The sequence below is a fragment of the Pseudoxanthomonas sp. SGT-18 genome (assembly GCF_003931645.1).
Classification (GTDB): domain Bacteria; phylum Pseudomonadota; class Gammaproteobacteria; order Xanthomonadales; family Xanthomonadaceae; genus Pseudoxanthomonas.
Genome location: NZ_RRYJ01000008.1, coordinates 110044 through 125143, shown reverse-complemented (window position 1 = coordinate 125143; position 15100 = coordinate 110044). Strand labels below are relative to the sequence as shown.

Annotated in this window: 18 protein-coding genes, 1 tRNA gene and 1 pseudogene; 5 read left to right on the top strand and 15 right to left on the bottom strand. The window is 70.3% G+C overall.

Annotated elements, in window-relative coordinates; genetic code table 11:
* Positions 1–10: 10 nt before the first annotated feature.
* From EIM47_RS12040 to rocF, 5 genes are all read right to left on the bottom strand, one after another.
* The gene (locus EIM47_RS12040) at positions 11–322 is read right to left on the bottom strand and encodes a hypothetical protein (RefSeq protein WP_019398017.1); all 312 of its coding nucleotides are present in this window, start codon (positions 320–322) and stop codon (positions 11–13) included.
* On the bottom strand, positions 322–1692 hold the full coding sequence (locus EIM47_RS12035) for a tryptophan--tRNA ligase (protein ID WP_125077036.1): 1371 nt from the start codon (positions 1690–1692) through the stop codon (positions 322–324). The genes EIM47_RS12040 and EIM47_RS12035 overlap by 1 nt, the downstream gene beginning before the upstream one ends.
* A 114-nt stretch (positions 1693–1806) precedes the next feature.
* Positions 1807–2022, bottom strand: a complete 216-nt coding sequence (locus EIM47_RS12030) for a CsbD family protein (RefSeq protein ID WP_019398019.1) — start codon at positions 2020–2022, stop codon at positions 1807–1809.
* 236 nt (positions 2023–2258) lie between these two features.
* Positions 2259–2411, bottom strand: coding sequence for an entericidin A/B family lipoprotein (locus tag EIM47_RS12025; RefSeq protein ID WP_019398020.1), 153 nt, complete (start codon positions 2409–2411; stop codon positions 2259–2261).
* Between the two features lie 108 nt (positions 2412–2519).
* Positions 2520–3443, bottom strand: a complete 924-nt coding sequence (rocF, locus tag EIM47_RS12020; RefSeq protein WP_019398021.1) for an arginase — start codon at positions 3441–3443, stop codon at positions 2520–2522.
* A 106-nt stretch (positions 3444–3549) separates the two neighbouring features.
* Between rocF and EIM47_RS12015 the strand changes: the two genes are divergently transcribed.
* Entirely contained in the window at positions 3550–3870 is a 321-nt protein-coding gene (locus EIM47_RS12015) for a hypothetical protein (RefSeq protein WP_240626227.1), read from the top strand.
* A gap of 32 nt (positions 3871–3902) precedes the next feature.
* Here the strand turns inward: EIM47_RS12015 and EIM47_RS12010 are convergent.
* The 4 genes from EIM47_RS12010 to birA form a co-directional block, all read right to left on the bottom strand.
* Positions 3903–3978: transfer RNA gene (locus EIM47_RS12010), tRNA-Thr, on the bottom strand.
* Entirely contained in the window at positions 3969–4658 is a 690-nt protein-coding gene (locus EIM47_RS12005) for an SPOR domain-containing protein (RefSeq protein ID WP_125077035.1), read from the bottom strand. The genes EIM47_RS12010 and EIM47_RS12005 overlap by 10 nt, the downstream gene beginning before the upstream one ends.
* A gap of 44 nt (positions 4659–4702) precedes the next feature.
* Positions 4703–5434, bottom strand: a complete 732-nt coding sequence (locus tag EIM47_RS12000) for a type III pantothenate kinase (RefSeq protein ID WP_125077034.1) — start codon at positions 5432–5434, stop codon at positions 4703–4705.
* Positions 5431–6387, bottom strand: coding sequence for a bifunctional biotin--[acetyl-CoA-carboxylase] ligase/biotin operon repressor BirA (birA, locus tag EIM47_RS11995; protein WP_028915475.1), 957 nt, complete (start codon positions 6385–6387; stop codon positions 5431–5433). The genes EIM47_RS12000 and birA overlap by 4 nt, the downstream gene beginning before the upstream one ends.
* Positions 6388–6763: 376 nt before the next feature.
* Here birA and EIM47_RS11985 point away from each other — a divergent pair, with 376 nt between their 5' ends.
* Positions 6764–7552: a M90 family metallopeptidase gene (locus tag EIM47_RS11985; RefSeq protein ID WP_026010393.1), complete on the top strand. Its 789-nt coding sequence runs from the start codon at positions 6764–6766 to the stop codon at positions 7550–7552.
* 69 nt (positions 7553–7621) lie between these two features.
* Here the strand turns inward: EIM47_RS11985 and EIM47_RS11980 are convergent, their stop codons facing one another.
* The 4 genes from EIM47_RS11980 to dusA all read right to left on the bottom strand — a co-directional run bounded on the left by EIM47_RS11980 (position 7622) and on the right by dusA (position 11383).
* Positions 7622–9043 (bottom strand): ATP-binding protein, encoded by a 1422-nt coding sequence (locus tag EIM47_RS11980; protein WP_125077033.1) that lies wholly within the window; start codon positions 9041–9043, stop codon positions 7622–7624.
* A gap of 19 nt (positions 9044–9062) precedes the next feature.
* Positions 9063–9746 carry a response regulator transcription factor gene (locus EIM47_RS11975; protein WP_019398028.1) on the bottom strand — a complete coding sequence of 228 codons (684 nt, stop codon included), beginning with the start codon at positions 9744–9746 and terminating at the stop codon, positions 9063–9065.
* Positions 9747–9799: 53 nt separating this feature from the next.
* On the bottom strand, positions 9800–10183 hold the full coding sequence (locus tag EIM47_RS15765) for a hypothetical protein (RefSeq protein WP_205948720.1): 384 nt from the start codon (positions 10181–10183) through the stop codon (positions 9800–9802).
* 195 nt (positions 10184–10378) lie between these two features.
* On the bottom strand, positions 10379–11383 hold the full coding sequence (dusA, locus tag EIM47_RS11965; RefSeq protein ID WP_125077032.1) for a tRNA dihydrouridine(20/20a) synthase DusA: 1005 nt from the start codon (positions 11381–11383) through the stop codon (positions 10379–10381).
* A gap of 108 nt (positions 11384–11491) precedes the next feature.
* On the opposite strand from dusA, the gene EIM47_RS11960 reads away from it, so the two are divergent.
* The 3 genes and pseudogenes from EIM47_RS11960 to EIM47_RS11950 all read left to right on the top strand — a co-directional run bounded on the left by EIM47_RS11960 (position 11492) and on the right by EIM47_RS11950 (position 13259).
* Positions 11492–12559 carry a site-specific integrase gene (locus tag EIM47_RS11960; protein ID WP_125077031.1) on the top strand — a complete coding sequence of 356 codons (1068 nt, stop codon included), beginning with the start codon at positions 11492–11494 and terminating at the stop codon, positions 12557–12559.
* A gap of 110 nt (positions 12560–12669) precedes the next feature.
* A pseudogene (locus tag EIM47_RS11955) lies at positions 12670–13026 on the top strand (SOS response-associated peptidase family protein); the annotation flags it as partial.
* On the top strand, positions 13023–13259 hold the full coding sequence (locus EIM47_RS11950; RefSeq protein WP_125077030.1) for a hypothetical protein: 237 nt from the start codon (positions 13023–13025) through the stop codon (positions 13257–13259). The pseudogene EIM47_RS11955 and the gene EIM47_RS11950, both read left to right, overlap by 4 nt.
* A 13-nt stretch (positions 13260–13272) precedes the next feature.
* Here the strand turns inward: EIM47_RS11950 and EIM47_RS11945 are convergent, their stop codons facing one another.
* Both EIM47_RS11945 and EIM47_RS11940 read right to left on the bottom strand, forming a co-directional pair.
* Positions 13273–13752: a DUF4760 domain-containing protein gene (locus EIM47_RS11945; protein WP_125077029.1), complete on the bottom strand. Its 480-nt coding sequence runs from the start codon at positions 13750–13752 to the stop codon at positions 13273–13275.
* Between the two features lie 550 nt (positions 13753–14302).
* The gene (locus EIM47_RS11940; protein WP_125077028.1) at positions 14303–15091 is read right to left on the bottom strand and encodes a DNA adenine methylase; all 789 of its coding nucleotides are present in this window, start codon (positions 15089–15091) and stop codon (positions 14303–14305) included.
* Positions 15092–15100 lie beyond the last annotated feature (9 nt).

Here is a 15100-nt window from a genome sequence, read left to right as displayed (position 1 = left end):
TGGTCGCGGCTCAGCCCTGCGCCGCCCAGCGCGCGGACAGGCGCATGCGCAGCGGGATCGCCAGTGCCAGCACCGCCAGGAACGCGCCGTAGGCGTAAAGCACGGCCAGCACCTGGCGCCAGATCGGGCCGGCGCCGCTGTAGGCCAGGCCCTCGTGGTAGCCCCAGTGCATGCCGCCGATGCTCAGCACCAGCGCCAGGACCAGCACGATGGCGTCGAACGCACGCCGCGCGCGCGGGCGCGGCGTGCGCGGGAAGAACCAGTAAAGACCGCCCAGCACGGCGAACCAGGGCAGGAACAGCAGCAGCGACAGCCAGGCCATCAGCCGGCCTCCGCCTCGGCCAGCTGGCGCAGGGCCTCGACCACCGCGTCCACCCCGGCCACGTCGGCGCCCAGGGTGCCCACGCGCTCGCCCATCAGCCCGACCGCGCCCTGCTCCAGCGCGTGCAGGGCATTGATGCCCTCGCGGCGCAGCCGGGCGATGCGCTCGCCGGCCTCGCGCGGGGACTCGGAGCCATCACCCTGCAGCAGCACGCGGCCGTCGGCGTCGACCAGCTTGAAGTGGAAGCGGCCGTCGGCCTCGCGGTATTGCTTGAACTGCGGCAGGCGCGCCGCCGGCTTCTTCTTCGGCTTGCCGGAGCCGGCGGCGGCCGCCGCCTGGAAGCCGCCCAGGCCGACCGCACGCTGCAGGCCGTCGAGCAGCGGCACGGTGGTCTCGCGCGCCTTGCGCGCGCCCTCCTGCAGGATCTCCTCCAGCTGCGCCGGCCTGGCGATCAGCTGCGCGTACTGCTCGCGCAGCGGCGCCACCGCTTCCTCGATGCGCAGCACCAGGCGCTGCTTGGCGTCGCCCCAGCCGATGCCCTCGGCGAAGGCGTGGCGCATCTCCTCGGCCTGCTCCGGCGTGGCGAAGGCCTGGTACAGCTGGAACACGGCCGAACCCTCGGTGTTCTTGGGCTCGCCGGGCGCGCGCGAGTCGGTGACGATCGACATCACCAGGCGCTTGAGTTCGGCCGGCGGTGCGAACAGCGGGATGGTGTTGTCGTAGCTCTTGGACATCTTGCGGCCATCCAGGCCCGGCAGGGTGGCCACGTTCTCGTCGATCTGCACCTCCGGCAGCACCAGCGGCTCGCCGGACTGGCCGGTGGCCTGGCGCCAGGCCTCGCCGTAGAGGTGGTTGAAGCGCTGGCCGATGTCGCGCGCCATTTCGATGTGCTGGATCTGGTCGCGGCCCACCGGCACGCGGTGCGCGCCGAAGGCGAGGATGTCGGCCGCCATCAGCACCGGGTACATGTACAGGCCGGCGGTGACGCCGGCATCCGGGTCCTCGCCCGCCTCGTTGTTCTTGTCCACCGCCGCCTTGTAGGCATGGGCGCGGTTGAGCAGGCCCTTGGCAGTGACGCAGGTCAGCAGCCAGGTCAGCTGCGGGATCTCGGGGATGTCCGACTGCCGGTAGAACACGACCTTCTGCGGATCCAGGCCGCAGGCCAGCCAGGTCGCGGCGATCTCCAGGCGCGAGCGTGCCACCCGCTGCGGATCGTCGGCCTTGATCAGGGCGTGGTAGTCGGCCAGGAAGAAGAAACTCTCCGTGCCCGGTGCGCGCGAGGCGGCGATGGCGGGACGGATGGCCCCGGCGTAGTTGCCCAGGTGCGGGGTGCCGGTGGTGGTGATGCCGGTGAGGACGCGGACGGTCATGGTGCAGGCAAGGGGAAGAAACACGCCGATTCTACCCCCTGCCCCGGTTGCGGCGGGCGGACACGGAAAGGCCCGGGGCGGCGGATCGCCGCGCCCGGGCCCAAGGCACCGGCCTTAGTGGCGGTAGCGCTGGTCCAGGGTGGTCTCGAAGTCGCGGACCTCGCGCTCGGCGCGGTCCTTCTCCCAGCCATAGCGCTCCTGCAACTTGCCGGCCAGGTACTCGGCATTGCCCTCGGCCACGTCGAACACGTCGTCGGTGAGGTCGCCCCACTTGGCCTTCATCTGGCCCTTCAGCTGCTTCCAGTTGCCGGCGATGATGTCGCGGTTCATGCGTGCTCCTTGTTGGGGGGTCGGGACCCGGCGGTCGCCGGGTTGGGGCCAGCATCGCCGGTTGCGCGTTTCCCGGCGGTCCAGCCGCCGTGAGTGCGCGGTTACGCGGCGCCACGCGCGGCGGAGCATTCAGGCAGACAAAAAGGCGGGGCCTTGCGGCCCCGCCTGCAACTCCATCTGCGCACGTCCTGTGCCGGGCGCGTCCTGCGCTCACCGCATCCGTTCGAGCTTCCCGCTCAGCACTTGCCGTCCTTGCAGTCCTGGGCCTTGTCTTCGAGCTTTTCCCCGCCCCGCTGGATGTCCTTGCCCGCGCCGGCCATGGTGTTGCACGCGGTAAGCGCGGAAATCGAGAACAGGCTCAGCAGGGTCAGGGCAACGATGCGCTTCATGGTGGGCTCCCTTTTCGGTCCCGCGCGCCACGCACGGGATGGGCCCCACTTTTCCGGGAACGCCGTCGAACCGGCGTGAAACCGCGCGGCGACGGACGCGACTGGTGCTCAGTCGCGCATCAGCGTGGACTTGCCGAACAGGCTCTCGACCAGGTCCACCGCCAGCTCGGCGGTGGCGTTGCGGTTGTCCAGCACCGGGTTGAGCTCGACGATGTCCAGCGAACCCATGCGCCCGGTGTCGGCGATCATTTCCATCACCAGCTGCGCCTCGCGGTAGTTCACCCCGCCGGGCACGGTGGTGCCCACGCCCGGGGCGATGCCCGGGTCGAGGAAGTCCACGTCGAAGCTCACGTGCAGGTGGGTGTCCGCGTCCACGCCTTCCAGCGCCTGCTGCATCACCGCCTTCATCCCGACCTCGTCGATGTAGCGCATGTCGTAGATGTCCAGGCCATGCTGCTTGACCAGGCGCTTTTCCTCCGGATCCACCGAGCGGATGCCGATCTGCCGCACCTGCGCCGGGGTGATGGCCGGGCCCTCGCCACCGAGGCGGGTGAGCGCGTCCGGGCCGATGCCGCACAGGCAGGCCACCGGCATGCCGTGCACGTTGCCCGAAGGGGTGACCTCGCTGGTGTTGAAGTCCGCGTGCGCGTCCAGCCACAGCACCCGCAGCTTCTTCCCGGCCTGGCGGCAGTGCTGGGCGACCGCGGCGATCGAGCCGATCGCCAGGCAGTGGTCGCCGCCGAGCATCACCGGCATGCGTCCGCGCCGCAGCTCGGCCAGGGTGGCCTGCATCAGCGCGCGGTTCCATTCCACCACCTGCTCCAGGTGGCGGTAGCCGCCCACCGGTGGCTGCCAGGGGTTGGGCGGGCCGGCGAGGTTGCCGGTGTCGAGCACGTCCACGCCGCGCGCGGCCAAGGCCTGGCCGATACCGGCGATGCGCAGCGCATCCGGGCCAAGCGACGCGCCGCGGTGCCCGGCGCCGATGTCGGTGGGAACGCCGATGAGGGAAACAGGGGGATAACTGCGGGCCATGACGGTATCCGTTGAAACTTTTCCCGAGTCTAGCCGGGTGACCGTACGGACACGCGCCGCGCTGCAGCAGACGCCGGATTCACGCCCACGGTGCTATTGAAGGGACATGCTGACCACCCTGACGCCTCCCGTCGCTCCTTCGTCCCCACCCCTGCCGGCCAGTTTCCTGCCGGCCATGGCCACCGCGGACGAACCGCCGCCGTTCAACGTGCCCCTGACCGTACTGGCCGAAGCCAACGGCCGCAGCGAGATCTTCCACGGGTTCCACGACGGCGAGGCCTGGTATGCCTACGACCTGCCAGCCAGCGGGCAGTGGCAGGTGGTGGCCTGGCAGGCCGGCTACCGGCCATGGCCGCCGGGCTTGCCGGATGGCGTGCGGTTGCCGGTCCCGGCGCCGTTGCACCGGACCTGCGGGCTGGTGCCCTGAGCGTCGTCCCGGCAGCGGCCGGGAGCGGAAAGTGGTGCCGCTTGTCCGGATCGAACGGACGACCTACCGCTTACAAGGCGGTTGCTCTACCAGCTGAGCTAAAGCGGCGCGGCCGGCGATTCTAGCGCAGGCGTCCGCGCATCGTCCGCCAGGCCGGGGATGCGGCTGCAATCGATCTGGCGCGCTTCGCCCGCCTGGGCGCGCACTTCCTCCGGCCGTGCGGTGGCCAGCAGCAGCCACCAGCGCGGAGGCGTGGCCCGGCCGGCAGTGCGCAGCTCGGCCGGAAAGCCAAGCTGGCGCATGGCCGCGACCCGGCGCTCGGCCATGTCGCGGTTGCGGAAGGTGCCCAGCGCCACCGCGTTGGCCTCGCCGCCCTGGTGCAGCACCAGCACGTCGTCGAAGCCGGCACCCCGCAGGCGGCGCACCGTGGCTTCGGCCTCCTCGCGGCTGGGGACCGGGGGCAACAGCACCCGGTACATCTCCGCATCGCCCGGTTCCTCCTCGACCTGCAGGCCGAGCAACAGCGGCTGCAGCCGCGCGCTGATGCCGTTGGCCTCGGCGCGGCTGCGGAACGGGCCGGCGCGCAGGCAGGTGTGTGCGGGCGCGGCCGGCTGCAGCGCAGGCGCTGGGGCCGCGGCGACATCGAGGGTGCGCACGATTTCCAGCGGGGCGATGCCCGGCGGCGTGGCCGGCGCCGAGGCTGGCGCTGGTTCGGGGCGCAGCAGCCACCAGGCGGCCACGCCGAGGTTGAGGACGGCCAGGACGACGATGAGGGCGCGGGCGATCATGCCCCGATTCTAGGGGAGCACCGCAGCGCGGTGGCCGCCGGCGGTCAGGAGGATGCCGCCGCGTCCAGCTGCGCGCGCGCCCAGATCGCCAGGCCTTCGATCACCAGCGCCGGCCGCAGCCGTGCCTGCGGCAGCAGCGGCGCCAGCGCCCCGGCGCCGCCGCCATGCAGCAGCAGCGCCGGCTCACGCCCCAGGCGCAGGCGCGCCTGCTCCAGCGAGCGCAGCACCAGGGCCACCGCGGCGCCGTCGCAGCCGGAGGCCAGCGCGTCGGCGGTATCGTCGGCGAACTCGGCATAGGCACCGCCGCTGGCCGGAAGCTGCGCCGCGCGCGCGTGCAGCATCTCGCGCATCAGGGTCGGCGAGGGCGCGATGCGGCCACCGTGGTGGCGCCCGCCGGCGTCAAGCAGATCGATGGTCAGCGCGGTGCCGACCCCGGCCAGCAGCACGTCGCCGCCGTCCCGGTGCGCGGCCAGCAGCGCCAGGAAACGGTCCACGCCAAACCGCTCCGGGTTCGGATAGGCCACCCGCACCCCGGCGCATTCGGCCTGGGTGCGGGCCAGGCGCACCTCGTCGAAGGCCGCGTGCAGGCGTTCCAGCACCGCCGCGGTCATGGCCGGACCGGCGACGCTGGCCACCCAGGCCCGGCGTCCGCGCGGGACCGGGGCGCGGTGCAGGTCCTCGCCATGCGGCCAGGCCTGGGCCTCGCCCGGCGCGCCGCCGTCCCAGGGGGCGGCCTTGAAGCGCGTGTTGCCCAGGTCGAACAGCCAGTCGCTCATTGCCTTCTCACGCTGACCTCGCCGGCGTGCACGCGGCGCTCGCCGGCGCTGGTGGCCACCCGCAGGGCCCCATCCGCGGCCAGGCCCAGGGCCTGTCCCTCGAAGTCGCCGCGGCTGTCCAGCACCCGCACCGGATGCCCGGCCAGCACGTCCAGCGCAGCGTAGCGGTCCAGGAACGGCGCCAGGCCCTCCTCGTCGAACAGTTCCAGCGCCGGCAGCAACGCGTCCAGCACGGCGATGGCCACCGCATTGCGCGACGGTACCCTGCCGCCAAGCCGGGCCAGGTCGGTCCACGGCTGGTCGATGCCGTCGGCCGGCCCGAGGTCGACGTTGATGCCGATCCCGACCACCGCGTGCACCGGACCGCCGTGCTCGCCGCCGCCCTCGACCAGCAGGCCGCCCAGCTTGCGGCCGTCGGCCACCAGGTCGTTGGGCCACTTCAGTCCGACCTCGGCATGGCCGCAGCCACGCAGGGCCTCGGCCACCGCCACCCCGGCCACCAGGCTCAGCCCGCCGAGGCGGGCCAGGCCGCCCTGGAAGCCACGCCGCACCGACATGCAGACCTGCCCACCCAGCGGCGACACCCAGCGCCGGCCCAGCCGGCCGCGGCCGGCGTTCTGGCGCTCGGCCAGCAGCACCTCCACCCCGGGACGCGGCGGCCGCCGCAGTAGTTCGGTATTGGTCGAATCCAGGCTCCAGGCCACGTCCAGTGCGTGCAGCGAAGCGGCGGCCCGCGGCGCCAGCCCGGCGCGCAGGCGCGCCGCATCCAGCAGCTCCAGCGGGCTGTCGAGCACGTAACCGCGCCCGGGCCGGGCCTCGATCCGCGCCCCGGCCGCCCGCAGGCCTTCGATGCGCTTCCACACCGCCGCGCGGGTGATGCCGGCGTCGCGTGCCAGCACGTCGCCCGAACTTCCGCCGGCGGCCAGCCGCCGCAGCAGCTCCCGATCGTCCACACCCTGCTCCGTGAATACTGCGTAGCGGGCGATTATCCGGCATCCGCCGCCCCCGCGTCCGGCGCACGGTCCCGATCCGCGCTATATTCGGGATCTTGCCCGGCCAACCGGACCGACCCATGCGCCGATTCGCCCCGCTCCTGCTGCTGACCATCCCGAGCCTGTGCTGGGCCAGCCCCGAGCTGCCGGGGCCGGAACAGAAGCACGGCGCCTGCGTCTATGCCCGTCCGGACACCACCGCGGCCGCACCCGCCGGGGACGAGGCGCCGCAGGCGCGGCCAACGGTGCCGGCGGCGGCACGCACCACCCCGCGCGCCAGCGCTGGTGGCGGCGGCGGCGATTCGGACGCGGTCATGCCGCGCGCCCGCGGCGGCCGCTGGCACAGCTTCCTCCCGGGAATGTTCCGCTGATCCGCAGGCTTTCGCGCTGGCTGCGCCTGGGTGCGGCACCCATCGACGAGGACCTCTGGCAGCACGCCTGCCAGGCCCTGCCGTGGGCGCGCGGGCTGGACCCGGAGCGCCGCGAACGCCTGCGCGCGCTGGCGACCCGCTTCCTGCACGAGAAGACCATCACCCCGCTGGGCGGGCTGGAGCTGGCGCCCGCCGAGCAGGTGCTGCTGGCGGCGCTGTGCTGCCTGCCGCTGCTGGAGTTCGGCGCCAGCGGGCTGCGTGGCTGGTCGCAACTGCTGGTCTACCCGGATGCGTTCCGGGTGCGCCGCAGCCACGTCGACGCGGCCGGCGTGCTGCACGAATGGGACGACGAACTGGCCGGCGAGGCCTGGGACCATGGCCCGCTGGTGCTGTCCTGGGCCGACGTGCAGGCCGACCTGGAGGAGCCTGACACCGGCTATTGCGTGGCCGTGCACGAGATGGCGCACAAGCTGGACGTGCTGGACGGCGAGCTGGACGGCACCCCGCCCCTGCCCGCCGCCTGGCACCGGCAATGGGCGCGCGATTTCCAGCGCGCGTACGACGGCTTCTGCGCCGAGGTCGACGCCGGCGCGGAGACCGCGATCGACCCGTACGCGGCCGAGGCACCGGAGGAATTCTTCGCGGTGGCCACCGAGTACCACTTCTCCGCACCAGCAGTGCTGGAGCAGGAGATGCCGGAAGTGGCCGCGCACCTGGCCCGCTTCTACGGCCCCTCGCCCCTGCGCGCCGCGTAGCCCGGACAAGCGAAGCGCATCGGGCTACGCCCTTGCGAATCCCGAATCACCAATCCCGAATCCCGGCTCTCAAAGCCCCGGCGGCAAGGTGACCTCGAAGCGCGCCCCGCCCAGCTCCTGGGAACGGGTGACCTGCAGTTCGCCGCGGTAGTCGCGCACCAGGTCCTGCACGATCGACAGGCCGATGCCGTGGCCCTGCACGCGCTCGTCGCCGCGCACGCCGCGCTGCAGCACCTTGGCCACGTCCTCCGGGGCGATGCCGGGGCCGTCGTCGTCCACCGCCAGCAGCAGGCCGGCGCGGCGGTTGGGCGCGGTCGGGCCCGGGCGCGCGGTCAGCACCACGCGGCGGTTGGCCCACTTGAACGCGTTCTCCAGCAAGTTGCCGAGCAGTTCCTGCAGGTCGCCGGCCTCGCCGTAGAAACGCGCGTCCGGGGCGATGTCGAACTCGCACAGCACGCCCTTGCGCGCGTAGACCTTCTCCAGGCCGCGCACGATCTCCTCGGCGGTGGACTCGATCGGCACCGGCGCGGAGAACAGCTTGTGGCCGCTGGAGGCGGCGCGCGCCAGCTGGTAGGAGACCAGGTCGTTCATGCGCCGCAGCTGCACGTCCAGTTCCTGGCGCAGGGTCTCCTCCGGGCCGCCGGAATCCAGCTGGGTGCGCAGCACCGCCAGCGGCGTCTTCAGGCTGTGCGCCAGGTCGGCCAGGGTGTTGCGCTGGCGCTCCAGGTTCTCGCGCTCGGAGTCGATCAGCGCGTTGATGCTCTCGGTCAGCGGCTCCAGCTCGCGCGGGTGGTGCTCGCTCATGCGCTGCAGCTGGCCGCGCTGGACCTTGGTCAGCTCGGCGATCACCCGCTGCAGCGGGCGCAGGCTCCACTGCAGGATCAGCGCCTGCAGCAGCAGCAGGATCAGGCCGGCGCTGCCGAGGTTCATCCACAGCGCGCCGCGGAACACGCGCACCTGGGCATCCAGGGTCTGCGTGTCCTCCATGACGTAGATGGTGTACGGGAACTCGGCCTCGGGCCCGCGCTCGCCCCAGACCAGGCCGATGCCGTAGCGGTAGACCTCGCCGGCGGTGCCGTCGATCTGGGTCACCTGCAGCGGGCCGTCGAAGCGCTCCTCGCGCGGCTCGAGGATGTCGCCCTGGTCCGGCAGCAGCGGACCTTCGGCCGACATCGAGGCCCAGCGCCCGTCGGGCAGCACCACTTCGGCGTACAGGCCGCTGCCGGGACGGTGGAAGCGCGGATCGGGTCCGACCTCGGGCGTGTACAGCGAACCGTCGCGGCCGAAGTCGATGTTGTCCGCGTACGCCATGGCGTAGCTCTTCAGCCGCTGGCGCAGGTTGTTCTGGGCGGTCTCGGCGAAGGAGCGGTCCAGGGCCACGCCGGCCAGCATCAGGAAGGCGACCAGGCCGATGCTGGCCGCCATGAGCTGGCGGGCCTTGAGCGAACGCGGCCGCCAGGGGCGGAACCGGGGCCTGGTGCTCCCTTCCACGAGACCCGGCTACCGCGGCTCAGCCTTCGTTGCGCGGGATCGCGAAACGGTAGCCGCGGCCGCGCACGGTCTCGATCGGCTTCAGCTCGCCTTCCGGGTCGAGCTTCTTGCGCAGGCGGCCGATGAAGACTTCCAGCACGTTGGAGTCGCGGTCGAAGTCCTGCTGGTAGATGTGCTCGGTGAGGTCGGCCTTCGAGACCAGCTCCCCGGCGTGCATCATCAGGTACTCCAGCACCTTGTACTCGTAGCTGGTGAGGTCGACGTTGCTGCCGTGCACGGTGACCGTCTGCGCGGCCAGGTCCAGCGCCACCGGGCCGCACTCCAGCACCGGCTTGCTCCAGCCGGCGGCGCGGCGCACCAGCGCGTTGAGGCGCGCCAGCAGCTCCTCGACGTGGAACGGCTTGACCAGATAGTCATCGGCGCCCTGCTTGAGGCCCTCGACCTTGTCCTGCCAGCTCGAGCGCGCGGTCAGGATCAGCACCGGGAAGTTCTTGCCCTCGTCGCGCAGCGCCTTGATCAGTTCCATGCCCGACATCTTGGGCAGGCCCAGGTCAATGATGGCCACGTCGAACGGGACCTCGCGCCCCATGTACAGGCCTTCCTCGCCGTCCTGCGCGGCATCCACCGCGAAGCCCTCGCGCTTGAGGCGCGCGGCCAGGGTCTCCCGCAGCGGGGCCTCGTCTTCGACCAGAAGGATTCGCATGCACTCTCCCTGAGTTGCAGTGTGGGACCGGCCTTTGGCCGGGGCCCCATCGTCTAGCGGGTTTCGTGATCGTCGCGTCGCGATGCGCGGCGGCCCCGCTCGCCGGGGCCCGGGTCATCCATATAGCGGACCCGGCCGCGATCGTCCATGTACTTCACGCGGGTGATGTTGCGCCCCTCGTAGGGCACCAGCTCGGCGCCCAGGATCTGGCCGCCGGTGGAGCGCTGCACGAAGCGTACTGCCTCCGAGAGCGAGCGGCGCGATGCCCGCAGCTCGGCGGCGCCGGCTTCCTGCGCGTCCCGCTGCGGGCGCTCGGCACGGGGCGGCCCGCCGGCGCGCACGCCGGCCTCCGGCCCGACCACGGGCGGCCGGGCCGCCGCCACGAGGGGCAGGCCGGCCAGCAGCAGGGCGGTGGCGAGGCGGCGCGGAGCGAACATCGTTGCAATCCTAACTAACGGCGTGGGTCTTTGATACGGCTTCCACGCACGAAAACATGCGTCGAGGCCAGACCCTTGGCTGGAAAGGCATGTTCGTGAGAATGCAGTGAATCCGGTCTGAACTTATCCACATGCCACCGGCGGCCGTTCAGCGCAACAAGCCGCCATTTTCCCGGCGGTTCGCGCGGGATCCGCTCAGGCCACCGCGGTCGCGCCGGCGGTGGCATCCAGCGCCTGCTCCACCAGCTCCCAGCCTGCACCAGGACGGTGCGCGCCCTCGCTGAGGACCTGGCGGAACAGGCGGCCGCCGGGCTGGCCATGGAACAGGCCAAGGACATGCCGCACCACGTGCTTGAGCGGCAGGCCCGAGGCCAGCTGCCGCTCCACGTAGGGGCGCAGGCGGCGCAGCAGGGTGGCGCGTCCGGCCAGCTCGCCGCCGTACAGGGCCACGTCCAGCCGGTGCAGCAGGTAGGGATCGTGGTAGGCGGCGCGGCCCAGCATCACCCCGTCCACGTGCGCCAGCTGCTCCTGGACCTGTGGCTCGGAGGCGATGCCGCCGTTGACCAGCACCTCCAGGTCCGGACGCTCGCGCTTGAGCCGCCAGGCCCATTCGTAGCGCAGCGGCGGCACCTCGCGGTTCTCCCTGGGCGACAGCCCCTGCAGCCAGGCATTGCGCGCATGCACCACGAAGGTGCGGCAACCGGCCGCGGCCACCGCTTCGACGAAGGCGGCGAAGCGCTCATACTCGTGGTCCTCGTCCACGCCCAGCCGGCACTTCACCGTTACCGGCACCTCGCGGCCGTCGGCGCGGGCACCCTCGATCATGGCCGCCACGCACTCGGCCACCAGCCCCGGCTCGCGCATCAGGCAGGCACCGAAGCGGCCGGCCTGGACCCGGTCGGAGGGGCAGCCGCAGTTGAGGTTGACCTCGTCGTAGCCCCACTCCACGCCGATCCGGGTGGCCTGCGCCAGTACCTCCGGCTCGCTGCCGCCCAGCTGCAGCGCCACCGGGTGCTCGGCCGGGTCGAAGCCCAGCAGTCGCCCGCGGTCGCCGAGCACCACCGCGTTGGCGTGCACCATCTCGGTGTACAGCCGCGCATGCGGCGCCAGCAGGCGGTGGAACACCCGGCAGTGGCGGTCGGTCCAGTCCATCATCGGCGCCACGGACAACAGCGGCGCTTGGCTTCTCAAGGAATTCATCGTTTTACCTGACTTTTCGGGGCCTGCTCTTGCCCGGAGGCGCCCGCGTTTTCCCTCGGTTTCCCGGCGGGATGTACCATTGGTGCACCACGAAAGGCCTGGTACACCATGCCCACCTACCAGCAGAGATCCGGCAGCTGGCGCGCCATTGTGCGCCGCAAGGGGCACAAGCCCCAAACCCGCACCTTCCCGACAAAGTCGGCGGCCAAAGTATGGGCGGAGCGGGTGGAACGCGAGCTGGCCGAGATGGAGGCCCGGGGCGGGCACCCCAATGATGACCTCACGATCGCCCAGCTGATCGACTGGCGCGTAGAGGAAGTGGCCGCGGTCAAGCCGGTGTCCAAGACCCAGGCCGGGAACATGTCACGCCTACGCGAGAGCCTGGGCGAGGTTGTGGCCAGGAAGCTCACCGCCAACCATGTCATCGAGCACGTGCAGCGGCGGATCGCCGGCCAGCACATGCTCCCGAACGGCCACCTGGCCCCGCCCTGCGCGCCTGCCACCATCAATGTCGAGCTGGGGTACCTCAGCGAGCTCCTGAAGCTGGCAAAGCCAATGAAAGGGGTCGCCACGATCGGCGACCCCGTCGCGGAGGCCAGGCCCGTTCTTCGCCTGCTCAAGATGGTTGGCAAGTCCAAGCGTCGCGACCGCCGGCCCACGCCCGATGAGTTGAGGCGGCTGCACGCCCACTTTGCAGAGTCCGCGTGGCGGTCGCAGATCCCCATGAACGATCTGGTGGAGTTCGCGATCGCGTCTGCGAAGCGGGAGGGCGAGATCTGCCGCCTGCTGTGGTCCGACCTGGACGAAAGCAATCGCACCCTGCTGCTGCGCGACGCCAAGCACCCGCGCAAGAAGGCAGGCAATCACAAGCGATTCCCGCTCCTGGGGACGGCTTGGGACGTCGTGCAGCGCCAGCGCCGAATCGACGGCGAGGACCGCATCTTCCCCTACAACTCCAAGTCCGTCGGAACCTCATTTACCCGTGCCTGCAAGGCGCTGGGGATCGAAGATCTCCATTTCCACGACCTTCGCCATGAGGCAACGTCGCGCCTCTTCGAACAGGGGTACGACATCCCGGAAGTCGCCGCGGTGACACTCCACGAGTCGTGGAATGAGCTGAAGCGCTACACCCAGTTACGACCCGAGTCTTTGCACCGCCCGCGCCCCAAGGCCTGACAGGCGCAGTCAGACTTGCACTGGCATTTCGCTGTATACGCGCCCGGCGAGGCTACGCCCGTTCGCCTTCTTCGACCGCTTGACCCCATCGGCGCCGTAAGCGCCCCACGTTCGGCACGAGCCACGGGTTGATGGTGGCGACCCGCTTCTACGAGAACGTGGAGGGCCCCGACGGCAAGAACCGGGTGCTCGAGTTCACCCCGCGCGATGGCGAGCCCATGCTGGTGGCCTGCCTCTGGTCGCACTGGAAGGACCCGGCTGGCCACGAGCCGGACCTGCTGAGCTTCGCGGCCATCACCGACGAGCCGGAGCCGGAGGTGGCCGCTGCCGGCCACGATCGCACCATCATCAACATCAAGCCGGAGCACGCCGATGCGTGGCTGCAGCCCAGCGGCGACCTGGCGGCGATGCAGACCATCTTCGACGACAAGCGCCACCCCTACTACGAGCACCGGATCGCCGCATGAAAACCCGAGCCGAGATCGACGCCGAACTGCAGCGGCTGGAGCAGCGCCTGCCCTGCCTGGTGGACGAGTGCGAACCTGACGAGGTGCTGGAGGCCTTCGCCTGCGAGGCCGAACGGCTGGTTGAGCACGCGCCGGCGGACCAGGTCGAGCACATCCACGCGACCATCAGCTGCATGCTTGCCGCCGCCGGGCTGATCCCGGGCGATAACGAAGGCGAGAACTGCGCTTCCTAGGCCCCACAAGAACTCAGTTGGGCCGGACCTTGATCCCGTTCTTTCGCCACCGAGTCGCAAGCCATTCGAACTCTTGATAGACGGTAGGCTGGCTTCTCTTTTTTCTGATGGCCGTTATGAGAGCGGCCGTCTCATCGTAGGTCCCCACGACCATCGTGCACCAACACTTCTTGAGCATGTGCTCGTCATAGATGCCGGCTTGTATGCCAACACTCATGGTTTCGAAGTGATTGAGCACATAGCGGACTGCGCGTGCGTCCTCGCTTTCGAATTGATCCGCAAGGGACTGGATGTTCTTGTCGTGGGCGTTAAATCGCTCGCGGATCACAGCGTGACCCCGTTGCAGCACATCGTCGCCTCGTGACTGAAACAGCAAGGCCGCGCTTTCACGCTTCCTGGCTACGCGGCCGGAATGGATGATAGCGGCGCCGGCGATGATCACGCCGACAGCCACCACCAAAGTGTTCGAGACACCTACCCAGAACGTATCCATTGCTTCCCCTCAAGCAAAAAAAAAGCTACCCGCCAACGAGGCGGGTAGCTCTTATGACTTAGAAGCCCCCAATAACGTCCTTCATGTCCAACCTCCTCGCTAACGCCTTTCGGCCTTGGACACCCGCAGCACTTGCTGCGACCAGGAAGCTTCCCCAGCTCCCATGGCGAAATATTAACCCGACTGTTATTCAATTTGCGTAACGACAGTGGAACCAAAAGTTGTATGTCAAGGCGGCGAATCTCAGAACGCACTGAGACGCCGGATCACGACGTGCCTTGCGGGCGTCTCGCGTGCCATGGGGAGTGGCGCGGCCGGCGCGGCGCCACCCGGGGGTGGGAGCGCCGCAGGTCGATTCTCTGCGGCATGCGTCGCAGGAGCCGAGACCAGCCTCCCCGCCCATCCCTGGAACGGGGCCGCACCGGGTGGATGTCCCGCTGCTGCGGGTCCCGGGCGTTGGCCGGCGAGGAGGGATTGTGGCGAACGGGTCGCGCAATCGGTATCAGCGGAAAGCGTTGCGACGGGTCCGAAAATTCCTACACGGCGTTGCTCACAGCAGCTGGGCCTGGCTGTCGTCCCAGTTCTTGATGATCAGCTCCCCAGCCGGCTCCCGGCCCTCGCGCGCGATCGTGTAGCGGATCTGGAGCGGGATCAGGGTGAACCCCTCGAACACCCGCCGTATATCGGGGTGGTCGTTGATGGACAGGACCACCTTGCCCTGCGCAGACCGCATCAACTCGGCCATGCGTTCGTACTCGGCGAAGGGAAACTCGATGCCATATCCCTCGGTCTGCCAGTACGGCGGATCCAGGTAGTGGAGCGTCCCCGGCCGGTCGTAGCGCTGCAGGCAGTCGTGCCACGGCAGGTGCTCGACGATGACGTTGGCCAGGCGGATGTGGGCCGCGCTCAGCTCTTCCTCGATGCGCAGCAGGTTGAGGCGCGGACCGCTGCCGCTGGCCACGTAGCCAAAGCTCTGGCCCTGAACCTTGCCGCCGAACGCCAGCTTCTGCAGGTAGTAGAAGCGCGCCGCCCGCTGGATGTCGGTCAGCGTCTCGGGGTGTTCCATTTGGGCCCACTCGAACATCTGGCGCGAGACCAGCGCCCAGCGGAACTGCCGGACGAACTCGTCCAGGTGATGGCGCACACACCGGTAAAGCCGCACGAGGTCGCCATTGAGGTCGTTCAGGACCTCCACCGGCGCCGGCTGTGGCCTCAGCAGCAAGGCTGCCGCCCCACCAGCGAACGCCTCGACGTAGCACTCGTGCGCGGGGAAGTGTGGGTACAGGTGCTTCAGGAGCCGGCGCTTGCCGCCGGGCCAGGGAATGATTGGATTAGGCATGTCTCACCA